At 46.0% G+C, this 20913-nt stretch carries 19 protein-coding genes; 6 read left to right on the forward strand and 13 right to left on the reverse strand.

What is annotated here, in order from left to right:
• Positions 1–33 precede the first annotated feature (33 nt).
• The 3 genes from AB432_RS24905 to AB432_RS24915 form a co-directional block, all read right to left on the reverse strand.
• Positions 34–1575, reverse strand: coding sequence for a flotillin lipid rafts scaffold protein FloT (locus AB432_RS24905; protein WP_048034575.1), 1542 nt, complete (start codon positions 1573–1575; stop codon positions 34–36).
• A complete protein-coding gene (locus tag AB432_RS24910; RefSeq protein WP_048034576.1) occupies positions 1575–2114 on the reverse strand; it encodes an NfeD family membrane protein in 540 nt (179 codons plus the stop codon). Before AB432_RS24910 ends, AB432_RS24905 begins: the two co-directional genes overlap by 1 nt.
• Before the next feature lie 87 nt (positions 2115–2201).
• Positions 2202–3638 (reverse strand): aminotransferase-like domain-containing protein, encoded by a 1437-nt coding sequence (locus AB432_RS24915; RefSeq protein ID WP_048034577.1) that lies wholly within the window; start codon positions 3636–3638, stop codon positions 2202–2204.
• A 146-nt stretch (positions 3639–3784) separates the two neighbouring features.
• On the opposite strand from AB432_RS24915, the gene AB432_RS24920 reads away from it, so the two are divergent.
• Positions 3785–4726: a DMT family transporter gene (locus AB432_RS24920; RefSeq protein ID WP_048034578.1), complete on the forward strand. Its 942-nt coding sequence runs from the start codon at positions 3785–3787 to the stop codon at positions 4724–4726.
• A gap of 51 nt (positions 4727–4777) precedes the next feature.
• On the opposite strand, the gene AB432_RS24925 is transcribed toward AB432_RS24920, so the two are convergent.
• The 4 genes from AB432_RS24925 to AB432_RS24940 all read right to left on the reverse strand — a co-directional run bounded on the left by AB432_RS24925 (position 4778) and on the right by AB432_RS24940 (position 10874).
• A complete protein-coding gene (locus AB432_RS24925) occupies positions 4778–5242 on the reverse strand; it encodes an NUDIX domain-containing protein (protein WP_235617547.1) in 465 nt (154 codons plus the stop codon).
• A gap of 16 nt (positions 5243–5258) precedes the next feature.
• Entirely contained in the window at positions 5259–5795 is a 537-nt protein-coding gene (locus AB432_RS24930) for a suppressor of fused domain protein (RefSeq protein WP_048034580.1), read from the reverse strand.
• A 247-nt stretch (positions 5796–6042) separates the two neighbouring features.
• Positions 6043–9384, reverse strand: a complete 3342-nt coding sequence (locus AB432_RS24935; protein ID WP_048034581.1) for a cadherin-like beta sandwich domain-containing protein — start codon at positions 9382–9384, stop codon at positions 6043–6045.
• Positions 9385–9560: 176 nt separating this feature from the next.
• Positions 9561–10874 (reverse strand): amidohydrolase family protein, encoded by a 1314-nt coding sequence (locus tag AB432_RS24940; protein WP_048034582.1) that lies wholly within the window; start codon positions 10872–10874, stop codon positions 9561–9563.
• Positions 10875–11328: 454 nt separating this feature from the next.
• On the opposite strand from AB432_RS24940, the gene AB432_RS24945 reads away from it, so the two are divergent.
• Positions 11329–11646, forward strand: coding sequence for a hypothetical protein (locus AB432_RS24945; RefSeq protein ID WP_048034583.1), 318 nt, complete (start codon positions 11329–11331; stop codon positions 11644–11646).
• A 315-nt stretch (positions 11647–11961) separates the two neighbouring features.
• Here the strand turns inward: AB432_RS24945 and AB432_RS24950 are convergent, their stop codons facing one another.
• From AB432_RS24950 to AB432_RS24970, 5 genes are all read right to left on the reverse strand, one after another.
• Positions 11962–12594, reverse strand: coding sequence for a class I SAM-dependent methyltransferase (locus AB432_RS24950; protein ID WP_048033479.1), 633 nt, complete (start codon positions 12592–12594; stop codon positions 11962–11964).
• A gap of 199 nt (positions 12595–12793) precedes the next feature.
• Positions 12794–13708, reverse strand: a complete 915-nt coding sequence (locus tag AB432_RS24955) for an IS3 family transposase (protein ID WP_113732279.1) — start codon at positions 13706–13708, stop codon at positions 12794–12796.
• Positions 13648–13968 (reverse strand): helix-turn-helix domain-containing protein, encoded by a 321-nt coding sequence (locus tag AB432_RS24960; protein WP_048033481.1) that lies wholly within the window; start codon positions 13966–13968, stop codon positions 13648–13650. Before AB432_RS24960 ends, AB432_RS24955 begins: the two co-directional genes overlap by 61 nt.
• A gap of 690 nt (positions 13969–14658) precedes the next feature.
• Complete coding sequence (locus AB432_RS24965) at positions 14659–14904, reverse strand: YolD-like family protein (RefSeq protein WP_048034584.1); 246 nt, start codon at positions 14902–14904, stop codon at positions 14659–14661.
• A 10-nt stretch (positions 14905–14914) separates the two neighbouring features.
• A complete protein-coding gene (locus AB432_RS24970) occupies positions 14915–15226 on the reverse strand; it encodes a YolD-like family protein (protein WP_053079627.1) in 312 nt (103 codons plus the stop codon).
• A gap of 228 nt (positions 15227–15454) precedes the next feature.
• Between AB432_RS24970 and AB432_RS24975 the strand changes: the two genes are divergently transcribed.
• The 4 genes from AB432_RS24975 (at position 15455) to AB432_RS24985 (ending at position 19447) form a co-directional block, all read left to right on the forward strand.
• Positions 15455–16423: a globin-coupled sensor protein gene (locus tag AB432_RS24975; RefSeq protein ID WP_048034585.1), complete on the forward strand. Its 969-nt coding sequence runs from the start codon at positions 15455–15457 to the stop codon at positions 16421–16423.
• Between the two features lie 420 nt (positions 16424–16843).
• On the forward strand, positions 16844–18307 hold the full coding sequence (locus AB432_RS24980; RefSeq protein ID WP_048034586.1) for an FMN-binding glutamate synthase family protein: 1464 nt from the start codon (positions 16844–16846) through the stop codon (positions 18305–18307).
• Positions 18308–18436: 129 nt separating this feature from the next.
• The gene (locus tag AB432_RS31190) at positions 18437–18667 is read left to right on the forward strand and encodes an Arm DNA-binding domain-containing protein (RefSeq protein ID WP_048034587.1); all 231 of its coding nucleotides are present in this window, start codon (positions 18437–18439) and stop codon (positions 18665–18667) included.
• A 39-nt stretch (positions 18668–18706) separates the two neighbouring features.
• Complete coding sequence (locus AB432_RS24985) at positions 18707–19447, forward strand: site-specific integrase (protein ID WP_048034588.1); 741 nt, start codon at positions 18707–18709, stop codon at positions 19445–19447.
• 61 nt (positions 19448–19508) lie between these two features.
• Here the strand turns inward: AB432_RS24985 and sufB are convergent, their stop codons facing one another.
• The gene (gene sufB, locus AB432_RS24990) at positions 19509–20906 is read right to left on the reverse strand and encodes a Fe-S cluster assembly protein SufB (protein ID WP_048034589.1); all 1398 of its coding nucleotides are present in this window, start codon (positions 20904–20906) and stop codon (positions 19509–19511) included.
• Positions 20907–20913 lie beyond the last annotated feature (7 nt).

The raw sequence follows: 20913 nt of genomic DNA on the forward strand, positions 1-20913 counted from the left end.
TAAAAAGGGGCACTTCTCCTCTGAGTGATTTCATTATTTGTTTTCGTTCTCCAAAATAGAATCCGTCTCTACCTGAACTTTTACGGGTACAGGCTGTTGCTGTGTGGGTACAGTACCACCCTTTTGCATAAAGTCTGCGATCATCTTATTCATATCCAAACCGGACACGTCTTTCAGCATTTCTGGCAGTTGGGCCATCAGCTTCGTAACATTCCCGCTCAGACGGTTGACGCCATCTCCCTGACCGCCTCCTGCATCCACGATTGTTACCTTGTCGATCGCCTTCATTGGCTCAGCAATTTTCTCAGCCAGCTCAGGGAGCATTTTCGCAATAATATCGAGTACAGCCGCATGACCGAATTTTTCAAATGCTTCAGCCAGCTTCTCTTTCCCTTCTGCCTCGGCTTCGAGCTTGAGTCGCGTGACTTCTGCCTCCGCGCTACCACGAGCTTTTTCAGCTTCGGCAATCGCCAAGCCTTCCAGACGCTTCTGCTCAGCATTTGCTTTTGCTTCCGCTTCAATGCGGTACTTGATCGCGTCTGCTTCTCTCAGCTTCTTCGCTTTTTCCGCTTCTGCCGCCTGTTCCACAGAGTAACGGTCGGCGTCGGCCTTTTTCTTCACTTCCGCATCATATTGCTTTTCGCGGCGAAGAATTTCTTTTTCCTCCAGCTCGATTTCCTTCTGCTTGCGGACGAGATCGATCTTCATCTCTTCTTCTGTAACCTGCTGCTTGGCGACAGCTTCTTGTAGCTTGTAGGCTTGGTCTGCACTCGCCTTTGCTTTGTCCTGCTCTTGCTTAAACGCCGCTACCTTCAGCTCTTTTTCCTTTTCTGCTTCGGCAATGTTCGTTTCCTTCAGTAGCTCTGCCTTGCGCGCCTCTTCCTCTGCCTGCGCCTGCTTGATCCGCGCTTCTTTGTCCGCATCAGCCTGTGAGATGGTCGCATCGCGCTTCACTGCAGCGATTTGCGGTATTCCAAGAGCAGCTAAATAGCCGTTTTTGTCCCGGACATCCTTGATCGTGAAGCTGACGACGGACAGCCCCATTTTTTTCAAATCCTTCGTCGCTACCGCTTGCACCTCTTGTGCAAATCGCTCACGGTTCTTGTAAATTTCCTCCACGGTCATACTGCCGAGGATTGCCCGCAAATAGCCTTCGAGTACTTCCTGTGCTTCTCCGCGCAGTGCCTCGTCACTCTTGCCCATAAATTGCTCGGATGCGGTCGCGATATCTTCAATGGAACCGCCTACCTTGATGATTGCTACGCCATCTGCCATGACAGGAACGCCCTGCTCGGTATATACCTCAGGAGTCGATACGTCCAGCTTATGAGACAGAAGACTCAGAAAGTTTGCTTGTTGAAAAATAGGGAGGATAAATGCGCCGCCTCCGCGGACGATCTTCATCTTGCGTCCGGATTCGTCACTGAGTACGTTTTTCGAGCCAAGATAGCTACCTGTTACGATCATTGCTTCATCTGCACCCACTGTTTTGTAACGGGCCCAAAAGGCAATGCCCAAAACGAGAAAGACTGCGACGACCACACCAACTATCGTCAAAATACCGGGTTCTAACATCATTTCTCATCTCCTTCGCCAGTTTCAGTGTAAAAGGGGATTACATACAAGACATGGTCACGCACCTCGACCACGACGACACGGGTTCCTTGCGGGATAATCTCGCCCTCAAGACTCGCCGCCATATGGTAGGTAGTTCCGCTAATCATCGGCAGCAGCACTTCTCCCAGTCCTTGTGCAGGGATCGTCGTTCCTACTTCCCCCAGCTTTCCTCCTAGTTGACTCATGGAATAGCTCGTGGAATTTTCCGCATGGCTCATCGGCTTTACCCACAGGAAGTACGAGACAAGACCCAAAGCGATGCCAATGACAGCAGCCAGCATCAATACGACAAGCGGACCAAGCGAAGTGTAACGAGATAGCAAATACCCCGCTCCGCCAAAAGCAGTCATACCGCTGACCAACAAAATAGGCTGTGCAAAAGGCAGATGCAGATGTCCCAGCCAATCCGAGAGCGTATCGCCAAACAACAGCGAGATGACCGTGTAGAGTAGACCAAGTACAAGGCAGACCATGTAGACGTTTTCAAGTACGCCCACGACTGTCCCCCCTTTCTAAAATTGCCTCTATAGTGCATACGAGTGAGATGGGAATTAGTTTCATAAATAAGGAAATAATCCCTTTTCTTATCGCTTTTTCTGCTGAAGGACTCTTTGGATACGGCGAATTCCTTCCTCGATATTCGCCGGGCACTCCCACGAATAGGTCAGTCGCAGCCAGCCCGCTTCCGCTCCATAGACGCTGCCAGGCGTAAATACGACACCTTCCCTAATCGCATCATCCAGCAATTCCGTTTCGTCCCTGGGAGTAAGCAACCGACACCAAATATGATAGCTGCCGCCCGGCTCATTCCATACGGCGTAATCAAAGAGATGATTGTGCATAGCCCTTACCATCGTTTGTTGCTGCTCCAACAAGTAACGAGACACTCGCTCCTGCTGATTGTTCCAGCTCTCTCGCTCAACAAATTGCCGGGCGAATTGCTGGGAGACACTGCTCGTGCCAAAGTCCATTTGCTGCTTGGCATCGGCTAGTCTTTCTACGACTGATCTAGGTCCTACGAGCCAGCCAATCCGCAAGCCTGGCGCAATCGTTTTCGAAAGGCTCCCGACATACAGAACAGCACCTGTCTCGTCGATGGCTTTGATCGGTTTTGGCGGTCTAGGGCTTCCAGCCAGTGTCAGTGCACCGTAAGCGTCGTCCTCCACAAGTGGCAAGCGCAGCTCCTGACAAATATCGAGCAACTGGGTTCGCCGTGCCTCGCTTAAAATCGTCCCGGTTGGATTATGATAGGTCGGGTTCGCGAAAACCATGCGAATACGATGCTCCCGTTGCAAGTCATAGACAGCCTCGGGTATAATACCGTCCTCATCCATCGGCAAGCGAAATAAACGCAGGCCAGCTGAGCTGAATAAGGGAAGAGAATACGAATAAGAAGGTCCCTCCATTGCGATTGCATCTCCGGGATTCAAGAGACATAGTGTTATGAGATGCAATGCCTGCTGGGCTCCTGACGTCACCAAAATTTCGTCGGGAGAAGCATGAATGCCGTAGTTTTCGTGCAAATGTACAGCTAATGCCTCCCGCAGACGCGGCTCCCCCTTTGGATGCGCGTAGCCCAGCTCAAGCTTGATCTCGTTTTCTTCCCCCGGCGTCGTTGGGATCAATGACGGGATCATCGTCGTGGCCAATTCAGCCTTTGCCAGATTGATGATCGAGGAATCGAAGCACGCATCCTGTATTCGTTTTGCGAGTGGATAGGCTGGCAAGAATGCCCCACCATTCGTGTAGGCATACCAGTTTGGCATCTGTTTGACACCCCACAGATCACGACTGACCCAAGTACCGCTCCCTTGCCACGATTGTAAAATACCTTTGGCCCGCAATTCTTCATACGCTGCCGATACCGTCCCACGATTGACGCCAAAGCGCCGCGCCAACACTCTTTCCGGCGGCAGAGATGTACCAGGGGGCAGCACTCCTAGCACAATCTGTCGTTCCAGCTCTTTGGCAATTTGCATATAGATCGGAATTCCCGCGTCTTTGTCCGGCTTCCATTCCATCCTGATCCTTCCTCCACCCTTGCTGTTTTCCTCCCTTTCGACAAATTGGCTTACTGCTCCTGCTGCCAATTGGCTCTACCTTTCATGATCGTTCGCCTCTAAGATGGAACAACAGAAACTTTTATTCGATAAAGGATGGGATTCGGATGAGTGCACAGCTTCCGATCGAAAAGCAGGACGTACAAAAAGAACAGTCAATCACTCTCGAGCAGCAGTATACAGAGAAAATGGGCTTGCTGTATGGCTTCATCGGGGTGCTTAGCTTCAGCTTGACCTTGCCTGTGACGAAGGTAGTGGTTACCGTGCTCTCTCCCCTTTCAGCAGGGTTGGGACGAGCGTTGATCGCAGGGGTATTGGCCGCATTGGTGCTCCTGATCAAACGCGTACCGTTTCCTACCTGGCACGATACCAAGAAACTGTTGCTCGTATCTGCTGGCGTAGTAGCGGGCTTCCCGTTTTTCTCATCGTGGGCGATGGAGAGAGTACCTGCTACGCACGGCGCAGTCATCATTGCACTATTGCCGTTGGCTACGGCAGGCGCAGCGATATTTTTTTCAGGAGAGCGCCCCACCCGAAAGTATTGGATTTCTAGTGCGATCGCCTGTGTGACGATAATCGCCTACGCGATCAGCTCTGGCTTTGGTGCCCTCCAATGGGCGGATCTCGCCTTGCTCGGAGCGGTCATCAGTGCGGCGATCGGATACGCAGTCGGCGGTGAGCTCTCCAAGACAATGGGCGGTTGGCAGGTCATCAGTTGGTCATTGATCTTCGCCTTTCCTTTACTCGTCGTTCCGCTGGCGGGTCCTCTACTCGCTGAATTAAAACAAGCCACTTGGCCTATCTGGATCGGTTTTGGCTATATTAGCGTGGTCAGTATGTTTCTCGGCTTTTTCGCCTGGTATCACGGCCTGGCAATCGGTGGCGTCTCCAAGGTCAGTCAAATTCAATACCTTCAACCCTTTTTATCCATCATCGCTGCCTGGCTGCTCCTGTCCGAGCCATTGACACTTGGTGCTGTTCTCTCGGCTGTCATTGTCGTGTTGGCTGTCGCAAAAGGAAGAAAAGCTTCCGTTCAGCAAAAAGCGTAAAGTAAAAAACACCGCTCCTCTTCACTAGGAAAAGGGCGGTGTCTCTTGTTTTTATTCTGCTTTGCTCAGCATATTTCCCAAGTACATCGGTTGATAAGTGGGATCAGACAAGACTTGCTTGACTTGATCCGGGCGTGTTTTGTGGTCGTTCGGCAGTTGTTTCCACTCTTCTAGCGTGACCCAGCCAGCCCATTCGATTTCTTCATCGACGATACCACCTGGCGTAGGGTTTGTCTCTTCACCGACGAGCTTCGCCAGAACGCCCACTCCGACTGTATGCTTGCCGTTCCCTTCCTGATCGATCCGATCGTCTATCCAGATCAATCGCTCCATTTCCACGAGGAGCCCCGTCTCTTCCATTACTTCTCTTTTCGCCGCATCTGGAATCGCTTCCAAATATTCTACGATTCCCCCTGGCAGGTTGTAAAAGATGCCTCGTTGTGTCTGTTCACGGATGAGGAGGACTTTCCCTTCGTGTTCCACTACTACGGTGACTCTCAAGCGAATCGCTGACATTTCGCTCGCTCCCTTCTTAGATGGCAGGCGTACGCGTAACATTCAGGGAATCGACACCGGAGTGCGCTAACCATTCCTGTAATGCCATAAGTCCATATTGTTCCAAAAACTTTGCTTCAGAATCCGCGATTGCATGAAGCATCATGAACCTGATTACGTCCTTGCCGTTTGTATAATATTCAAGTCCAGCCTCTTCATAATAGGCAGGGGTCAGTACCATATGATTCAAAACCGATTTTTCCACGATTGTATCCCCAAGCGAAAAGATGCTCCCAGACTCCATACGGGTCGTTTGACGCTCCCACTGACGAATCACCTGGGCCGCTACTCTTGCCAAATGCGTAATCATTCTCTGCTCAAACTGATAGGAATAGACGAGGTACTCCGTTGCTCCCATCTTGTGCAGCTCAAGCGTGGCATATGTCCACCATCCTCGCTTGCGTGTTGCCGGATAGACGGCAATCAGGATATCCGCATCCTCGGATTGATACAGCTCTCCTCTACTTCCAAAAAAGCGGTGGCAATGATCCATTAATTGCTTTACCACTATCATATGTGCAACTCCGCTCCAAAAAGTATGAAAACGTCTACGGCTGCCTGCTCATAGAAGAGCAACTGCATTCTTTGCGAAATGGTTCGTGCTCGCCCGAAAAAAGCATGCCCGGATTCGTAGGCATACTTCGTTGATGTTGGACAGCGTTATCATGTATATACGAACATTTTATCATTGTGTGGAGCGAATGTACATGTTTCAACTCGCGCAAAAAAGCCCCCGGTTTTTCCGAGGGCCTTGTTCTTGTTTATTTCGTGACTTTCACGAAAACGGTCATGCTTTTACCTTGGTACTTCACCTTGAGCTTCGTTGTTCCTTTTGCATGTCCTGTAATGACGCCATTTTCTACGGTGGCAATCTCCTCGTCTTCACTGGACCATACCGCATCGTCTGTTATGTCTTTTTTCGATTGATCCCGGTAGTAAACGGTTGCTGTGACCTCTTCCTCTTCTCCTTCAGCAAGCGTGACAGATCGATTACTGATGGAAAGTTGACGGATCAGCTCAGCACCCCCAACATAGACTGTCAGCTTGGATGTTTTTCCGGCATATTTGGCTGAAATGACCGTCACACCCGGAGCAATTCCGATGATTTCTCCGTCCTCATTGACCGTTGCCACCTCTGGCTCACTGCTATCCCAAAATGCCTGTTCCGTAACATCTTCCGTTTTCCGGTCGGATAACGTAGCGACAAGTGTTAGCTGCTCCTCTTCATCCACTTCCAAGCTCAAGCTACTTGGAGTGAGTTTCAATTTGCTTACATATACATCCGAGACAACGACAGGAATGGTGAGTTCTTCGTCCTGATACGAAATCGTAATCGTTGCTTCGCCTTTCTTTTTGCCAGCTTTGATTACACCTTTTGTGGCAGTCGCTACTTCTTCTTCGCTTGTTTCATATCGGACATCTTTGTTTTTGGTAATGTCCTCTTTGGTGCCATCGGCGTACATCGCATACAGCTTGATAGAAGAGGATTTCCCTGGCTTCAACAGGATGTTTTTATCCGATACGCGCAGTCCGACCAATCTCTTTTCGCCTTCCTGGGCAACTTTTACCCGAATCGTCGCCGTCTTGCCTTGGTCAACGGTCGTCACGGTAATCGTTGCTTTCCCGGGCGCAAGAGGAGTAACCACACCCTGATCGTCGACGGATGCTACTTCTGAATCGCTGCTGCTCCACTTCACGCTCTGATTCGTTGCATACGCAGGGGTTATCGTTGCGCGCAATTCAGCCGTTTCTCCACCTTCCGTTAAGTACAACTCCTCTTGGTCGAGGCTCACGTCTGTTACGGGATAGTAAGATGGAGGGGGAGGGGGAGGGGGAGGCGGTGGCGTAACAGATTGTCTGGTCACTACAATCGTGTACGTCTTCGTTGTGCCATCTTCTGCTGTTACCACAATCGTAATCTCGTTCGTACCTGTTTTCAGGGAAATCGCTGCACTTGCTTCCCCGCTTTTGACAAGAGAACCGTTGACGGTTACCGTTGCCTTTGAATCAGCCACAGTCGGTGTCACTGTCAGGCTCTCTGTGCTGTTCCCGACTCTTTGCGTGTAGTTCGTTTTCGCAGGATGGAATGCTTCATGAAAAGGTCCGCTGCTCAATGTTACGTTACTTAAATCTGCGTTTGTCGATGTAGAAGCTTTACTCACTTGTACGGTATACGTCTTCGTAACCATGCCATCTTCTGCTGTCACTATAATGGTAATCATGTTACTTCCTGTAGTCAGTGAAATCTCAGCACTTTCTTGTCCACTCGCTACGGCCGTACCGTTCACTGTGACTGTTGACTTTGAATCAGCCGTTGTCGGGGTTACTTTCAAACTAGTAGTGCCACTCCCAACATCATGCGTGTAGCTTGTGGTATCTGGATCAAACGCTTCGTTTAAAGAACCGCTGCTCACAGTTAAGCCGCTTAAATTGGCGTTCGTCGACACCAAAATCTTATTCACTTGAATGTTGTACGTCTTCGTTGCACCTGTCTGTGCTGTTACGATAATGGTAATGGGATTGCTTCCCATCTGTAGAGAAATTGCACCGCTTGCTTGTCCGCTACTGACAGGACTTCCGTTGACCGTTATCGTTGACTTCGAGTCAGCAGCAGTCGGCGTAACAGTCAAGTTTGTAACGCTTTGACCAACATTTTGCGTGTAGTCCGTCTTCGCCGACTCAAATGTTTCATTCAAAGCCCCCGAATTCAGACTGATGCTGCTCAAATCCGCGTTATTGGATACGATTTTTACAGATGTATCTACATAACCGGTAGCGCTTACCGTGATCGTATGCCCGACGGCTGTCAGCTCATTGGCCTGAATTGTAATTTTCCCTGGAGCAGCCGTGTAAGCAAGCTGCTTGTTCATTTCGTCTTTGACTGCCGTAATGTTTTGACGCCATGTCGGATCATCTGCAAAGGTGATGTCGATCGCATTGGCTACATCACTACTCGTTGCAGTTGTGGAAAGTACAGGAGGAGGTGTAGATACCATTTTGTATACGGTGGAATCCCCTGAAGAATCAGTTGCAACTACATAGGGAATATCATCTACGATCGTTAACGAAACAGCATTCACACCTGATGGAGTAAAAGCCTCGTTGCCTACTGTCTCCCATTGGCCAATATACTTCTTCACTGCTACTTTTCCGCTATTGCTGTCTATATACGCTACATAAGGAATATCGTCTTTGACAGTCATGGACAATGCATGTGTTCCTTCAACATTTTCAGATGTACCAGGACTGCTTAAGGGTGAACTCTTCTTACCCGGAGTGTCACGGTTCACCACGATGGACTTATCATTCTGATCCACTATTGCTATATAAGTTGAGTCATTGTAATCACTAGCAGTAAAAGCTATCGCGTTACGTGATGAAATCGAATAATCCTCCTCGAAATTCCACCATGGATTAGAACCATCAGTCCCATTTAAACTCACTACTTGAGTAAAATTTGGCCATACATTCGCTACGTGGAGTTTTCCGTTTTGATTCGCTAACGCAATATTCGCTATGGCTTTTCCCGAATTGGAAGCGTTCAATACCAGTTTCCAGTCGTTTCCTTGAAATTCTTTAACCGTTGCATTAACGCTTACCATCCCTACTTTGACCTTACGTGCATATGCCAAATATATTTTCCCGTTTATGCCAATCAGGGATGGAAGGACATCATTCGATGCATCGGTCTCTGTCCCTACTGTTTTCCAGCTACCTCCTTCATGTTTCTTCACCACGACACTCTCATTATGGATATATGCCACATAAGGTTCTCCGTTAGAAACAGCTAAAGACGGATACCGAATTTGACTTTCGGAAAAACCTTCGCCCCCAACCGAATCCCAGTCCGTTCCGTTGAATTTCTTTACGGTGGCCTTTCCGCCTTGGTTAGAATCCGAATAGGCGATATACAAAGTTTCATTTGCGTTCAAGAGGATCGCATATTGCGCACCTTCTATTCCCGCCTTGCTTACTTGCGACCAATTGCCTGCACTTGCAGCATACGCTGTGCTTCCTGCGAACAGAGCATGGCCTGACAAGCTGCCAATCAGCAGCAGCATTCCCAGAGCGACCATCATCACTTTTTTATAAAATGAAACCAACAATTCTCCCTCCTTCTTAAATCTTTGCTACCATCACATAATTAGTACAATTTGATAATTATAGCAGAATGTCTATAAGTTCGTCGTCTAACTAAAGTTAATAAGAAGCGTGCCTGAGCGACTTAATCACCAAAGTGTGACCAGTCACTACAGGCACGTATTACGACAGCTCTCTATCAGACTCGCACACCTTGATATCTCTCCAATTCCTCTCTCATAAAGCGTGTGCTGTCATTCAACAAGTCAATATCAACAGGATCATGCACAACCCTGCCGTCCTTCTTCATCCATCGACCGTCACTCATGACATGCGTGATATTGCCAGCATTCACATTCATCAATACATAATTGTAAGGATCGTAGAGTGGCGCTGTTTGGTGCCCCCCGGTGTCAATCATAATGAGATCGGCCTTCTTTCCTGGTGTCAGGCTGCCGATTTCCTCTTCCATCCTCAACGCGCGGGCTCCGTCAATCGTGCCCATTTCCAGCACACTCTTCGCGTTGAAAACGCCCAGACTTGGTTCTTCACCCTTGATGTTGACCCGTTCATTATGCACGCTGTGGGTGTACGCCAAAGCTACCCGCAATTGTGTAATCATATCCGCTCCAACCACGGAGGTTGTGTCCACACCGATTGACGGTCTGCCGCCCTTACTCAGAATCTGATAAAATGGCGGGTATCCATGTCCCATCAGCATTTCAATCTCAGGTGTAATAGAGACAGACATATTTTCTTGCACAAATAGCTCGTAGTCCTTTTCGGACAATTGGTTGCAGTGGGCAAAGTTAATAAAATCGAGAGGAAGACCCTCCTCGTGCAAATGAGCGATTAGCCCAGCTTCACCAGGCACCCCTCCCACATGGACGGTAGCGAACACATTCAGCTCATGTGCTTCTTTTATACTCCGCTTCAACCTTTCCACATCGTTACTGAGCGCCCCAAGAGCAATCTGAGTCAGTGGGTTGCTGTTTGTCTCCCGCAACCGCAGCATATTTTTAAAGTTCGCATCTTCATCATGGGCTACCACAGAATCTGCAATCGCCACTATGGTACGAATCCCGATTTCTGAATCCGCTCTCAAAATTTCAAGGCCATGCCCATAGCTGTTGGTCGAATTCGCCCAGTGCAGTACGGTTGTAACGCCAGAATGAATCGCCTCCAAATAACCGATATAACTGCCTACATAGATGTCCTGCGGGCGAAGGCGTTGTCCGATATCACCAAGAAACCGTGTAAAGTAGTCCGTCAGCGACCAGTTCGTAAAGGCTTGATTGAACAAATGCTGATAGACGTGGCGGTGTGTATCCACGAAGCCCGGCATCACAATGTATCCGGAACCGTCGAGTACCTCCATATCTTCCGTCAGCTCGCTGTTCTTTCCGACCTGTTTGATGATGTTGTTTTCAATCAAAATATCTCCATTTTTGATTTCTTTAATTTGAGAATCCATCGATAAAATATACGCGCCTTGAATCAGGATTGTTGACATCGTTATACCTCCTAAGCGTCATTTGAGATGGATACTGCCTTTAAAAAACTCCCCCCTTTTTATATGAGCTACTCTATCGTTTGCTACCAAGCTTGATCCTCTACTATAATAAAATCTAGCTGTTTGCTTTGTAGTCGCAAAGGAAAGAGCGCGCGTAGAGTCGGTTTCCGGTAGTGCTCGTCAATGCCCTATCTGGAAATCGGCTCTTTGTCATTGTCACGAGAAAGCTAGAAAGAAGCGTCTAGCCATCTCGCAAACAATCTAAAACTTTAGACGTACAAAAATGTAAAAAGTTTCAAATTTAAGATAAATTTTGCTCTTTGAATTTCTATGCAGAAGGGTTGGGATTTTTACTAAATTTGGTCCTCAATACAATACGGTTATGGTTACCTTTTTCCATTTTCTCGCGTCTTGTTTATTGGCAATTCCATTTTTTGGGAGGAATCAGGCACTTATGAAAAACAAGACAGCTTGTCTCATCCTTACTATTAGTCAAAGCGTTTATGCCATTTTCTTATTGGCTTGGATCATTTCTGTTGTTTTTACCATTGTGCTTCTACCTGAAGATGAATATGATACTGGAGCCCCTGAGGTGTTCTATACGATCCTATCGTATCCGCTTGTACTACTTGCCTCAACGCTGGGCAGTTGGTACTACTATCACAAGTTGAAATTCAAAACGAGTTACGCGCTCAACGCCATTCCTTTACTTTGGGTCATTCCGATGGCGGTATTTATGATCATTTTATGGAAATTCGGTTTGTCCTCGTAAAAACAGCCCTCCCCGGATGATTGGTCTTACCCCTGTCAAGTAGACATTTTGAAACAAGCCCTCGTTTATGTGTTCATTGAAAATTAAGTTTTAGACAAAGCCTAATACATGAAACAGCGGCGACTTAAGACCTGATAATATAGTCTTAAGCTCACCGCTGTTTTTATTGAACTATCGAACCCGTTAGCGGAACAAAAAAGGTTTGAGTCTCTTTGTCCGGCTGCTTTCGACCAGCTGTCCCGATGGTCGGATTCACATCGGCAAGTTACTAATCTCCGTACGTCAGCACACACAGCCCCCCTCCCGATGCTGCCATCAGCGGACGCAAGCTGCCATCTCCCAGCAAATTTTCGGCTTCCGGTAGCGGTGCATGTCCGTTTCCGTCAACACGTTGATCGTCCATCCGTCAAACAACCGACGCATATCTGCTTCGTCAAAAAAACGTTTCCGCCGCCCCTCATGCTCGTAATAACGGGGTTCCAATTCGATGCCCTGGCCGGCACCGTAATGAACATCGCGCGTGGAATTCAAGCGGGCTAGCAGCAATCCGCCAGTGCCGACAACTCGCGCGATTTCGCTAACGATAGAAATAGTATCGTCCCAGTGAAAATAATGCAGGGACAAATCCGCGACAACCGCCCTCGCACTACCATCCGGAAACGGCAATCCTCCTGTCATATCGAATAGGTTTGTTTCAGCGCCTGGCACATATTTGCGTATAATCGCCAACGACTCAGAGGAGAAGTCGCAGGCGATGACTCGATAACCTCGTTCCGTTAAAAACAAAGAGTCGCTGCCATATCCGCAGCCAAGATCAATGACCGGTCCATCTTGGGCCGATGCTAGCATCGGCTCGTATTTTTCCAGCCAAAAATCCACTTGCGGCTTGCCGAGATTCACATCGGCAAACACCTCGTTCCAATGTTCAGCTTCTGAACGTTTCGTCATGGTTAGAACCTCACTTTCTGTGGAGAAGAGCGTAATAATTAGATGCTTGCTATCATTTTGACAAAAGGAACTCTTCTTTCTTTCTTTCTTGATCGCACATACCTGCCTCGTTAGCGTAATGGCTCAAGTTAGTCTAAAGCATTATTTTCTTAATCTACAATTACATTTTCAAAGTCTATTACATTATTTTCAGTGAATACTAGGCAATTTGAGCTCGGTAAAGAACCGGGCTCAAATTGTTTAGCCGGACTTGAATACGCTCGTAATTATAGAAGTGTATGTATCGTTGTATTGCCTTCTTCACCTCGTCTTCCTTAGTAAAAACATTTAAATACAAACATTCTGTTTTGAGGTGGCTGAAAAAGCTTTCGATACAAGCATTATCCAGGCAATTTCCTTTTCTCGACATACTAACAGTAATGTTAGATGCTTTTAGGAATTCGTTATATTTCCTAGATGTGTATTGGTACCCTTGATCACTGTGTAAAATGACGCCATTCGCCTCTTTTATTTTTAGAGCTGCCTTTACGGTATCCATAACGAGCGTAAGGTCGTTCCGTTTGCTGATCTTATAGGCGATGACCTCGTTGTTGAAGAGATCGTAAATAACCGACAGATACAGGCGTCGTCCGTTAAAAATCACGAATGTAATATCTGTAGCCCATTTCTCCCGAGGATGTGAAGCTGTAAAATCGCGGTTTAATTTGTTGTCGGAAACGACCACCTGCTCTCTACGGCCAAAAAACTTCCGTTTCCTGCGAATACGCGATTGAATCCCCATCTCCTTCATCAGTCGATACACTCGCTTGTGATTGATTTGGATGCCATGTGATTGTCGGAGCCAAGCTTTTATTCGTGGATATCCATAGATACCCTTGGATTTTTGGTAGCCATCCATAATCAACGACTTTATCTGCTGTTCTTCCTTTTGTTTAGGTGTAAGATGTTCTTGGCATCGTAGCCACTTGTAATAACCACTTTTCGAAACATGAGCGATCTTGCAAAGGAGAGAAACAGGATACCGTTTTGCCATCTCTGCAATGATCTGAAATTCTACCGTTTTCTCCTTTGGCTTCTTTCCCCCTTTCTGGCTTCTAAGAGCTTTTTTAGAAATTCTATTTCTGCCTCAAGTCGTTGTATTTTTTCTCCTGGGGGTAGCAGCTTTTCAAAAGTATCATCTGTTTTTCGCGGCCTTCCCCTTCTATCTTCAAGTCCTTTTAACCCATTGTCCCGGTATTTCCTGACCCATCTTCGGAACATCCTCAAATCAAGCCCATGTGCTTCTTTAATCTCGTTATATGTAGCCCCTTGTTCAAATTTTTCTACTACATGGTGTTTGAATTCAAGGGAGTAGCTCTTTTTTATTTGGCCCATAAAAATTCCCCTCCAAGTTAAACAGTAAAGGGCTTTCTAATTACTGTCTACTTAAAGGGGATAATATCAGATTCCGAAGGAGGGCTACTCTATTATTGCAGAATACCTGCAAATAAAAAAATACGTGTCTGAACGAATCAGACACGTATTTACACGTTCCATTATCAATTATCCGATAGAGCCTTCCATCTCGAACTTAATTGTTTTTACGTTAAATACCTGTAAATGCACATTAAAAAACCTTGAAAAATCGGGCTTTTCTCTTCGTGAGCATCAATTACCGTTAATATCTTGTAATAAGAATGTGGGCAAATAACGGGCATTCTGTGGGCACATACACGGGCAACATTCACGACCGTAAAAAGGACTAGCTTGCGCTCCGTTCCTCAGTGAATTCGATGGGTACACAGTCAGTACCTTCTTTCAGCTCCGGTATTTATATGTCGAGGCTTTTTACATTGGCCAAAAATCTTCATGCTTCTTTTCTTAATCATATTCACTCACAACACTGAGTATTTTCTGCAACAGAAGGTCATAGACAATCATACCGCTTCGCATAATGCTAAGCACTTATTGTTTTGGAACAACTCAAAGGTCAGAGCCAAATGAAAAGACGAATAAAATCGTTCCTTAAAAAGAATTTAACATTCTAGGACGTCATTCTCTAACCTAGCTGCCGCTTTTTTCCCTCTATTCAAAGCTTACCTTCATAATGTCCATGAAGGGTATTTTCCGTATTGTTCCGTTTTCCTCTACATGAACTAACCTTGTACGCGAGTCAAGTACTGTAATCTTCCCACGCACTTTATCAGGCATTCCCCAAACGGTTAACGCTCTTTCGTCACCATCTTCTTTTGCTTCAACGAGTTGACTCCCCAATTCTTCTAATTCAAATTCATCCCGAGTCGGTCTTTTTGGTGTGGTTGACTTTGCCATAGAGATCTCCTTAGTCCGCTTTTACGGCCGTTATGTGATCCATAGATATCCACTGGCTATCTTCATCCGTCACAAGCTTAATTCTCCTGCCGTTCTGGTCAATCCACTTGACCACTCCCCACATCGTACATGTGGTTCCCAGGTTGCCTTTTATTTGGTTCCACCAAGAAACTGTGACCACGTAATCCTCCCGTGCCGCATCCCTTTTGATGTACTGGAACGATTCTAACTCATCTTGTTCAAGGATTGGCATAGAGACAAGCTTTTCGACTTGCTTCGCTTGTAAATATAGCTCTCGTTGTTCCGGTAATACAAATCTCATAGAAAATGGATTTTTCTATCTTACTGGCCCTCTGCTTTGTTCCTTTCTCTCACATACTTCTAGTACCTTCTTCCATGTTCCTTATTGCAGGGATGCGTGTTTCTTCAATATGTCATATTTAGCATATCAGTATATATTTCATAAATATTTCATTTTTATTTAACATTGTATTTTGTTAGAATCTGAAAGAGTTTTACATTACATATAAAGAAAATAGGGGTTGGTATCATGATTGCACTAGATAGTAATTGGAATTCACTTAGGGTGTTCTACGGTCTAACAGAAAAAGATTTAGACCTCTTGTATTCATACAAAGAATTCTTCAACACTCACTCAAAAGAAATCGTAGATTGTTTTTATAAAGAATTGGAAAAACATCCTAATTTGAATCAAATGATTCGTACAAATGTAACTATGGACCAGTTAAAGAAAATGCAGATTTGGTATATCGAAACGCTTTCTTCTAATGTTATTGATGAAGAATATGTAAACAGCCGAAAACGAATCGGTACAACCCATGCTAGAATTGGATTGTCGGCTTCTTGGTTTTTAGGTGGATACTCACTGTATTTACGTCTTTTTTCTGATAGAATTCAATCGTTAAAAAACTCAACTGTATTTTATCAGGCTCTTATCAAAAGAGTTTTTTTTGATTCTGCAATTATTCTTGAACAGTATATCGGCGACACGATGCGTGAAAATGTAAGCTACCGCCACAATATGGAGCAAATGGCAGCCGAATTGACAGCTACAACTCAAGAAGCGCTTAGAATCTCTTCCGTCTTCACCGATTCTGCAACCAAACTATATGAATACAATGGTGAGATCGCTCATTCCATGAATGTGTTAAAGGAGCAGAATGAGGAGATTGAGAAACTCAGCGGCTTCGTGGCAGATGTTTCTACACAAACAAATCTTCTAGGCCTTAATGCTGCGATTGAAGCTGCTAGAGCTGGACAGCACGGACGTGGCTTTACCGTTGTTGCTAATGAAGTACGTAAATTAGCCGATAAATCAAATGCCTCATCTAAAGACATTTATCAATCTCTACAGAACATTAACAATCAATTACTTAAAATTGATCAACAGGTCTCATTATCAACTGTTTCCGCTGAGCAATTAGATACTACTTCCGAGCAATTATTTTCTATCATCCATAAACTAGATGAAATTTCTAATCGTCTTCATAATCACTAACTACTACTGAACGGCCAAAGGAGCTTATTTCTTTGGCCGTGTTCTATTATGTAGCTCCTACCTTTCCCACCCTTCCAGGACCGTCATGGTATCTGGCTTCGACCTCTTCCACTCAATGTATTCCTCTTTCGCCAGAACCTCCAACACCGTCATAATGCCGCCGCGGGTTCGCCTTGTCTTGATGTATAGTTCGACTACCGTTGGTGTCCTGTGACTGTGCCGACGCTGATAATCCTATCTTATGAAACAGAGTTGATAACTAAAACATTAGTGGAGAAAACTAAAATATCTTAGAGAGCTTGCTTCTGCCTCTTACACGAAGAAGCATAGGAACAAGATTCCACGAGCAGAATATTTTTTATCAGTATATATGTGTTACGATGCTTTATCGAAGGGGAAATGTAATAGGTGACTAAATGGATGACCTTTTTGATCGGATCATTTATGGGAGCATTGATTGCTATTGTATTTTCAGGAGTTCTCATCCTTGCTTTTTCTAGGCCGCTGATACAATGGATCGTTGGTCGTTTCACGAAAAGACTGATGAATGAACGTTACCCCGAAAATATTTGGGAAATGGTAACTGCTTTGACGCGTGTCCCTCCAAGAACAGTCATAGAAAATAGCTTGAGGTCCTCGGAAGGAGATGTAATTGAAAGACCGTTTGGGAGTCCTCGTAAATTTCTTAATTTCGACGGACTTATTTTTTCACCTGCTCAATTGGCAGTCTTACCAGCTCCAGAGTTTGTAGAAGTAGATATGCATATTACCATTGGACCTAAGGCTAAAAAACCTTTGTCGTTAGAAATCCCCATCATGGCAGGGGGGATGGGTTATGGAGTTGGAGTCTCAGAAAAAGCGAAGATAGCTATTGCAAAAGGAACATCTGCGGTCGGCACGTTAACGAACACGGGTGAAGGCGGATTTCTACCTGAAGAGAGACAAAATGCCAAATATTTGATCGTTCAATACCACTCGGGGGAATGGTCAAAAGAACCGAATATTCTCAGACAAGCAGATGCCATTGAAATTCGAATGGGACAAGGAGCTACTGCAGGTGCCGCCAATTTCACGCCTGCTGAGTACATTCAGGGAAGAGCACGTAAAATCATGAAGTTGCAAAACGAAGATTATGTAGTGATCCCTTCAAGACATGAGGAAATTCAAAAACCTCAAGATCTTCGCAAGTTAGTCGATAAACTCCGTACCCTCACTGATGGAGTGCCTATTGGAGTTAAAATATGTGCAAGCGCAAAAATGGAAGCGGATTTGGAGGTTGCCATTTTTTCAGGGGTCGATTTTATCAGCATTGATGGAGGACAGGCAGGGTACAAGGGCAGCCCCCCCATCTTAGAAGATGATTTTGGACTTCCCACCATATACGCCTTATCACGAGCTGTGCAATACCTGGAAAAACGTCAAGTGAAGGAACAAATTACCCTTTTAGGTGGTGGAGGATTTTTCACCCCATCTGATTGCCTGAAAGCACTTGCATTAGGTGCTGACGGTGTTTACATGGGGACGGCCATTCTATGGGCAATGACACATGATCAAGTAACAAAGGCAGTTCCCTGGGAACCTCCTACAGAACTTCTTTTTTATCCGGGGAGCTTAACGGAAGAATTTAATGAACAAGAAGCAGCAATATATTTAAAGAACTTCTTTACATCATTTGTGGAAGAAATGAAGGTTGCAATTCTTGCATTAGGAAAAACCTCTCTTTGTCAAGTCGGAGTTGAAGATCTTGCTGCTCTTGATGACGAGACAAGTAAAGTAACAAGAATTCCACTCGTATCTGAACCATATATACCAACAAAAGAATTTACAGAATCACTATGGGCCTCCTGTAATGACGAAAGGGACGCATCGATCTCTCGTTCCTAAGAACAGAAAATGCCCTCCCCCGTTAACCGGAAGGAGGGCTGTTGTAGTTATTGGCTTTTTTCTGACGTCCCGACCGAATCTCCTACATCATTCTTGATACGCTCTGCATCCACGAATCCTTCAGCCACCATGTACGCGACAACAGAAACCGACAGGCAAACTGGAACATATAAAGAGAAAACAAAGGGAGGATTTAAAACGAAGAAAGAGGCACAACTTGCAGCAACTAAAGAGGAATCAAAGATCAACCTTTTCGGTTTTGCTGAGAACGGAAGCGAAAGGGTTGATAACTTTTTCGACGATTGGCTGGAGATATATAAAAGGCCCAATGTGAAACCGATCACCTATACTCTCCAGTAAGGCACAGTCCGACGGATTCACAGCATATTCAGTACAGCTATGAATGACGCCGTCCACGAGTTTCGAGTTTTACGGGAAAATCCTGTTCAAAAGATCAAGATCCCAAAGCAAGTGGACAAGTCAAGCAAGGTGGCTTACTTTACACGAGATCAACTGGAAAGGTTCTTGGAATGTGTAAATACCCCAATGAAAAATGCGAAATATCAACACTCCATCCAATACTACGCCTTTTTCACGCTGATGGCACGTACCGGGCTTCGTATCGGTGAAACGCTTGCTCTGACTTGGGATGACCTTGACTTTGATGCAAAAACATTAACGAAAAGTAAGACTCTTGTATACCCCTTGAATTCGCAGCCCTATCTATCAACGCCAAAATCCAAAAACAGTGAAAGGACCATCAAGTTAGACGAAATCACATTAAAACTAATGAAACGGCACAGGATCAACCAAAAAGAGGTTTGCCTGATGTATAAGAACTACAAACCTACCAAAGACAACATTATCTTCCACCAACATGACGGCCGCTGGCTCCGTACCAACGTAGTTCGTGATTACTTTAAAGCGATTTGTAAGCGAGCTGATCTCCCTATACTATCGCCTCACGCCCTTAGACATTCCCATGCTGTCCATTTGCTTGAAGCTGGTGTGAATATAAAATACGTGTCTGAGCGACTTGGACACGCAAGCGTGAAAGTCACCGCAGACACGTATTTACACGTTACAAAGAAATTTGAAGATGACGCCCTTTCACTTTATGTGAAATACATGCCCAGCTAAAATGTGGGCAAATTGTGGGCAAAACCATATTCGGAAGCTTGCAACCCTTGTGGCGCAAGGGTTAACCAATGCTTCCCTCCATCTCGAACTTAATGAGACGGTTCATCTCTACCGCATACTCCATCGGCAATTCTTTTGTAAATGGCTCGATGAAGCCCATTACGATCATCTCAGTTGCTTCTGCTTCTGACAAGCCGCGGCTCATCAGGTAGAAGAGTTGATCCTCGGATACCTTGGATACAGTCGCTTCGTGCTCAAGCGTGATGCTGTCGTTCATGATCTCGTTGTACGGGATCGTGTCGGATGTGGACAGTTTATCCAGAATCAGCGTATCGCACTTGATGTTGGACTTGGAGCCTTCCGACTTGCGTCCAAACTGCGACAGACCACGGTAGGTTACTTTTCCGCCATCACGGGAAATCGACTTGGAAATGATCGTCGATGTGCAATCAGGCGCCAGGTGAATCATTTTCGCACCTGCGTCTTGGTGTTGTCCTTTTCCTGCTACTGCAATGGAAAGAACGGTACCTTTCGCGCGAGGTCCTTTCATGATAACAGCTGGGTATTTCATCGTCAGCTTGGAACCGATGTTACCATCGATCCATTCCATGTTCGCATCCGCGTAAGCAACCGCACGTTTGGTAACGAGGTTGTATACGTTGTTGGACCAGTTTTGGATCGTGGTGTAACGGCAACGAGCGCGTTCTTTTACGATGATTTCTACAACAGCGGAGTGCAAGGAATCCGTGCTGTAGATTGGAGCTGTACAGCCCTCTACATAGTGAACGAAGGAATCTTCATCGGCGATGATCAGCGTACGCTCGAATTGACCCATGTTCTCGGAGTTGATGCGGAAGTATGCTTGCAGTGGAGTTTCTACTTTTACGCCTTTTGGAACGTAAATGAAGGAACCACCGGACCATACTGCCGAGTTCAGTGCAGCAAACTTGTTGTCTGCTGGAGGAATCACTGTCGCGAAGTATTCTTTCACGATTTCTGGGTGCAGTTTAACTGCGGAGTCCATGTCGCAGAAGAGAACGCCCAGCTTTTCCAGGTCTTCCTGCATGTTGTGGTAAACTACCTCAGACTCATACTGAGCAGATACACCTGCGAGGAACTTCTGCTCTGCTTCTGGAATACCCAGCTTGTCAAAGGTTGCCTTGATTTCTTCTGGCACCTCATCCCAGCTACGGCCTTGCTTTTCAGAAGGCTTTACGTAGTAGGTGATGCTGTCAAAATCGAGGTCGTCCAGATCGCCGCCCCATTTTGGCATCGGCATGCTGTTGAAGATGTCCAATGCTTTTAGACGGAATTCCAGCATCCATGCTGGCTCATCCTTGATCTTCGAAATTTCTTCGACGATCTCGCGAGTTAAACCCTTTTTGGTACGGAATACAGAAACGTCCTTATCGTGAAAGCCGTACTGATACTCCTGTATTTCTGGGCCTTTAACAGCCATCGTTGCT

Origin of the sequence: Brevibacillus brevis (assembly GCF_001039275.2) — a bacterium.
Lineage (GTDB): Bacteria > Bacillota > Bacilli > Brevibacillales > Brevibacillaceae > Brevibacillus > Brevibacillus brevis_C.

Bases quoted from the DNA above. Each gene is read 5' to 3' on its own strand.
- AB432_RS24905 (WP_048034575.1), bottom strand. From the start codon at position 1,575: ATGTTAGAACCCGGTATTTTGACGATAGTTGGTGTGGTCGTCGCAGTC.
- AB432_RS24915 (WP_048034577.1), bottom strand. From the start codon at position 3,638: ATGGAATGGAAGCCGGACAAAGACGCGGGAATTCCGATCTATATGCAA.
- AB432_RS24920 (WP_048034578.1), top strand. From the start codon at position 3,785: ATGAGTGCACAGCTTCCGATCGAAAAGCAGGACGTACAAAAAGAACAG.
- AB432_RS24925 (WP_235617547.1), bottom strand. From the start codon at position 5,242: ATGTCAGCGATTCGCTTGAGAGTCACCGTAGTAGTGGAACACGAAGGG.
- AB432_RS24930 (WP_048034580.1), bottom strand. From the start codon at position 5,795: ATGATAGTGGTAAAGCAATTAATGGATCATTGCCACCGCTTTTTTGGA.
- AB432_RS24940 (WP_048034582.1), bottom strand. From the start codon at position 10,874: ATGTCAACAATCCTGATTCAAGGCGCGTATATTTTATCGATGGATTCT.
- AB432_RS24945 (WP_048034583.1), top strand. From the start codon at position 11,329: ATGAAAAACAAGACAGCTTGTCTCATCCTTACTATTAGTCAAAGCGTT.
- AB432_RS24950 (WP_048033479.1), bottom strand. From the start codon at position 12,594: ATGACGAAACGTTCAGAAGCTGAACATTGGAACGAGGTGTTTGCCGAT.
- AB432_RS24960 (WP_048033481.1), bottom strand. From the start codon at position 13,968: ATGGGCCAAATAAAAAAGAGCTACTCCCTTGAATTCAAACACCATGTA.
- AB432_RS24965 (WP_048034584.1), bottom strand. From the start codon at position 14,904: ATGGCAAAGTCAACCACACCAAAAAGACCGACTCGGGATGAATTTGAA.
- AB432_RS24970 (WP_053079627.1), bottom strand. From the start codon at position 15,226: ATGAGATTTGTATTACCGGAACAACGAGAGCTATATTTACAAGCGAAG.
- AB432_RS24975 (WP_048034585.1), top strand. From the start codon at position 15,455: ATGATTGCACTAGATAGTAATTGGAATTCACTTAGGGTGTTCTACGGT.
- AB432_RS24980 (WP_048034586.1), top strand. From the start codon at position 16,844: ATGACCTTTTTGATCGGATCATTTATGGGAGCATTGATTGCTATTGTA.
- AB432_RS31190 (WP_048034587.1), top strand. From the start codon at position 18,437: ATGTACGCGACAACAGAAACCGACAGGCAAACTGGAACATATAAAGAG.
- AB432_RS24985 (WP_048034588.1), top strand. From the start codon at position 18,707: ATGAATGACGCCGTCCACGAGTTTCGAGTTTTACGGGAAAATCCTGTT.
- sufB (WP_048034589.1), bottom strand. From the start codon at position 20,906: ATGGCTGTTAAAGGCCCAGAAATACAGGAGTATCAGTACGGCTTTCAC.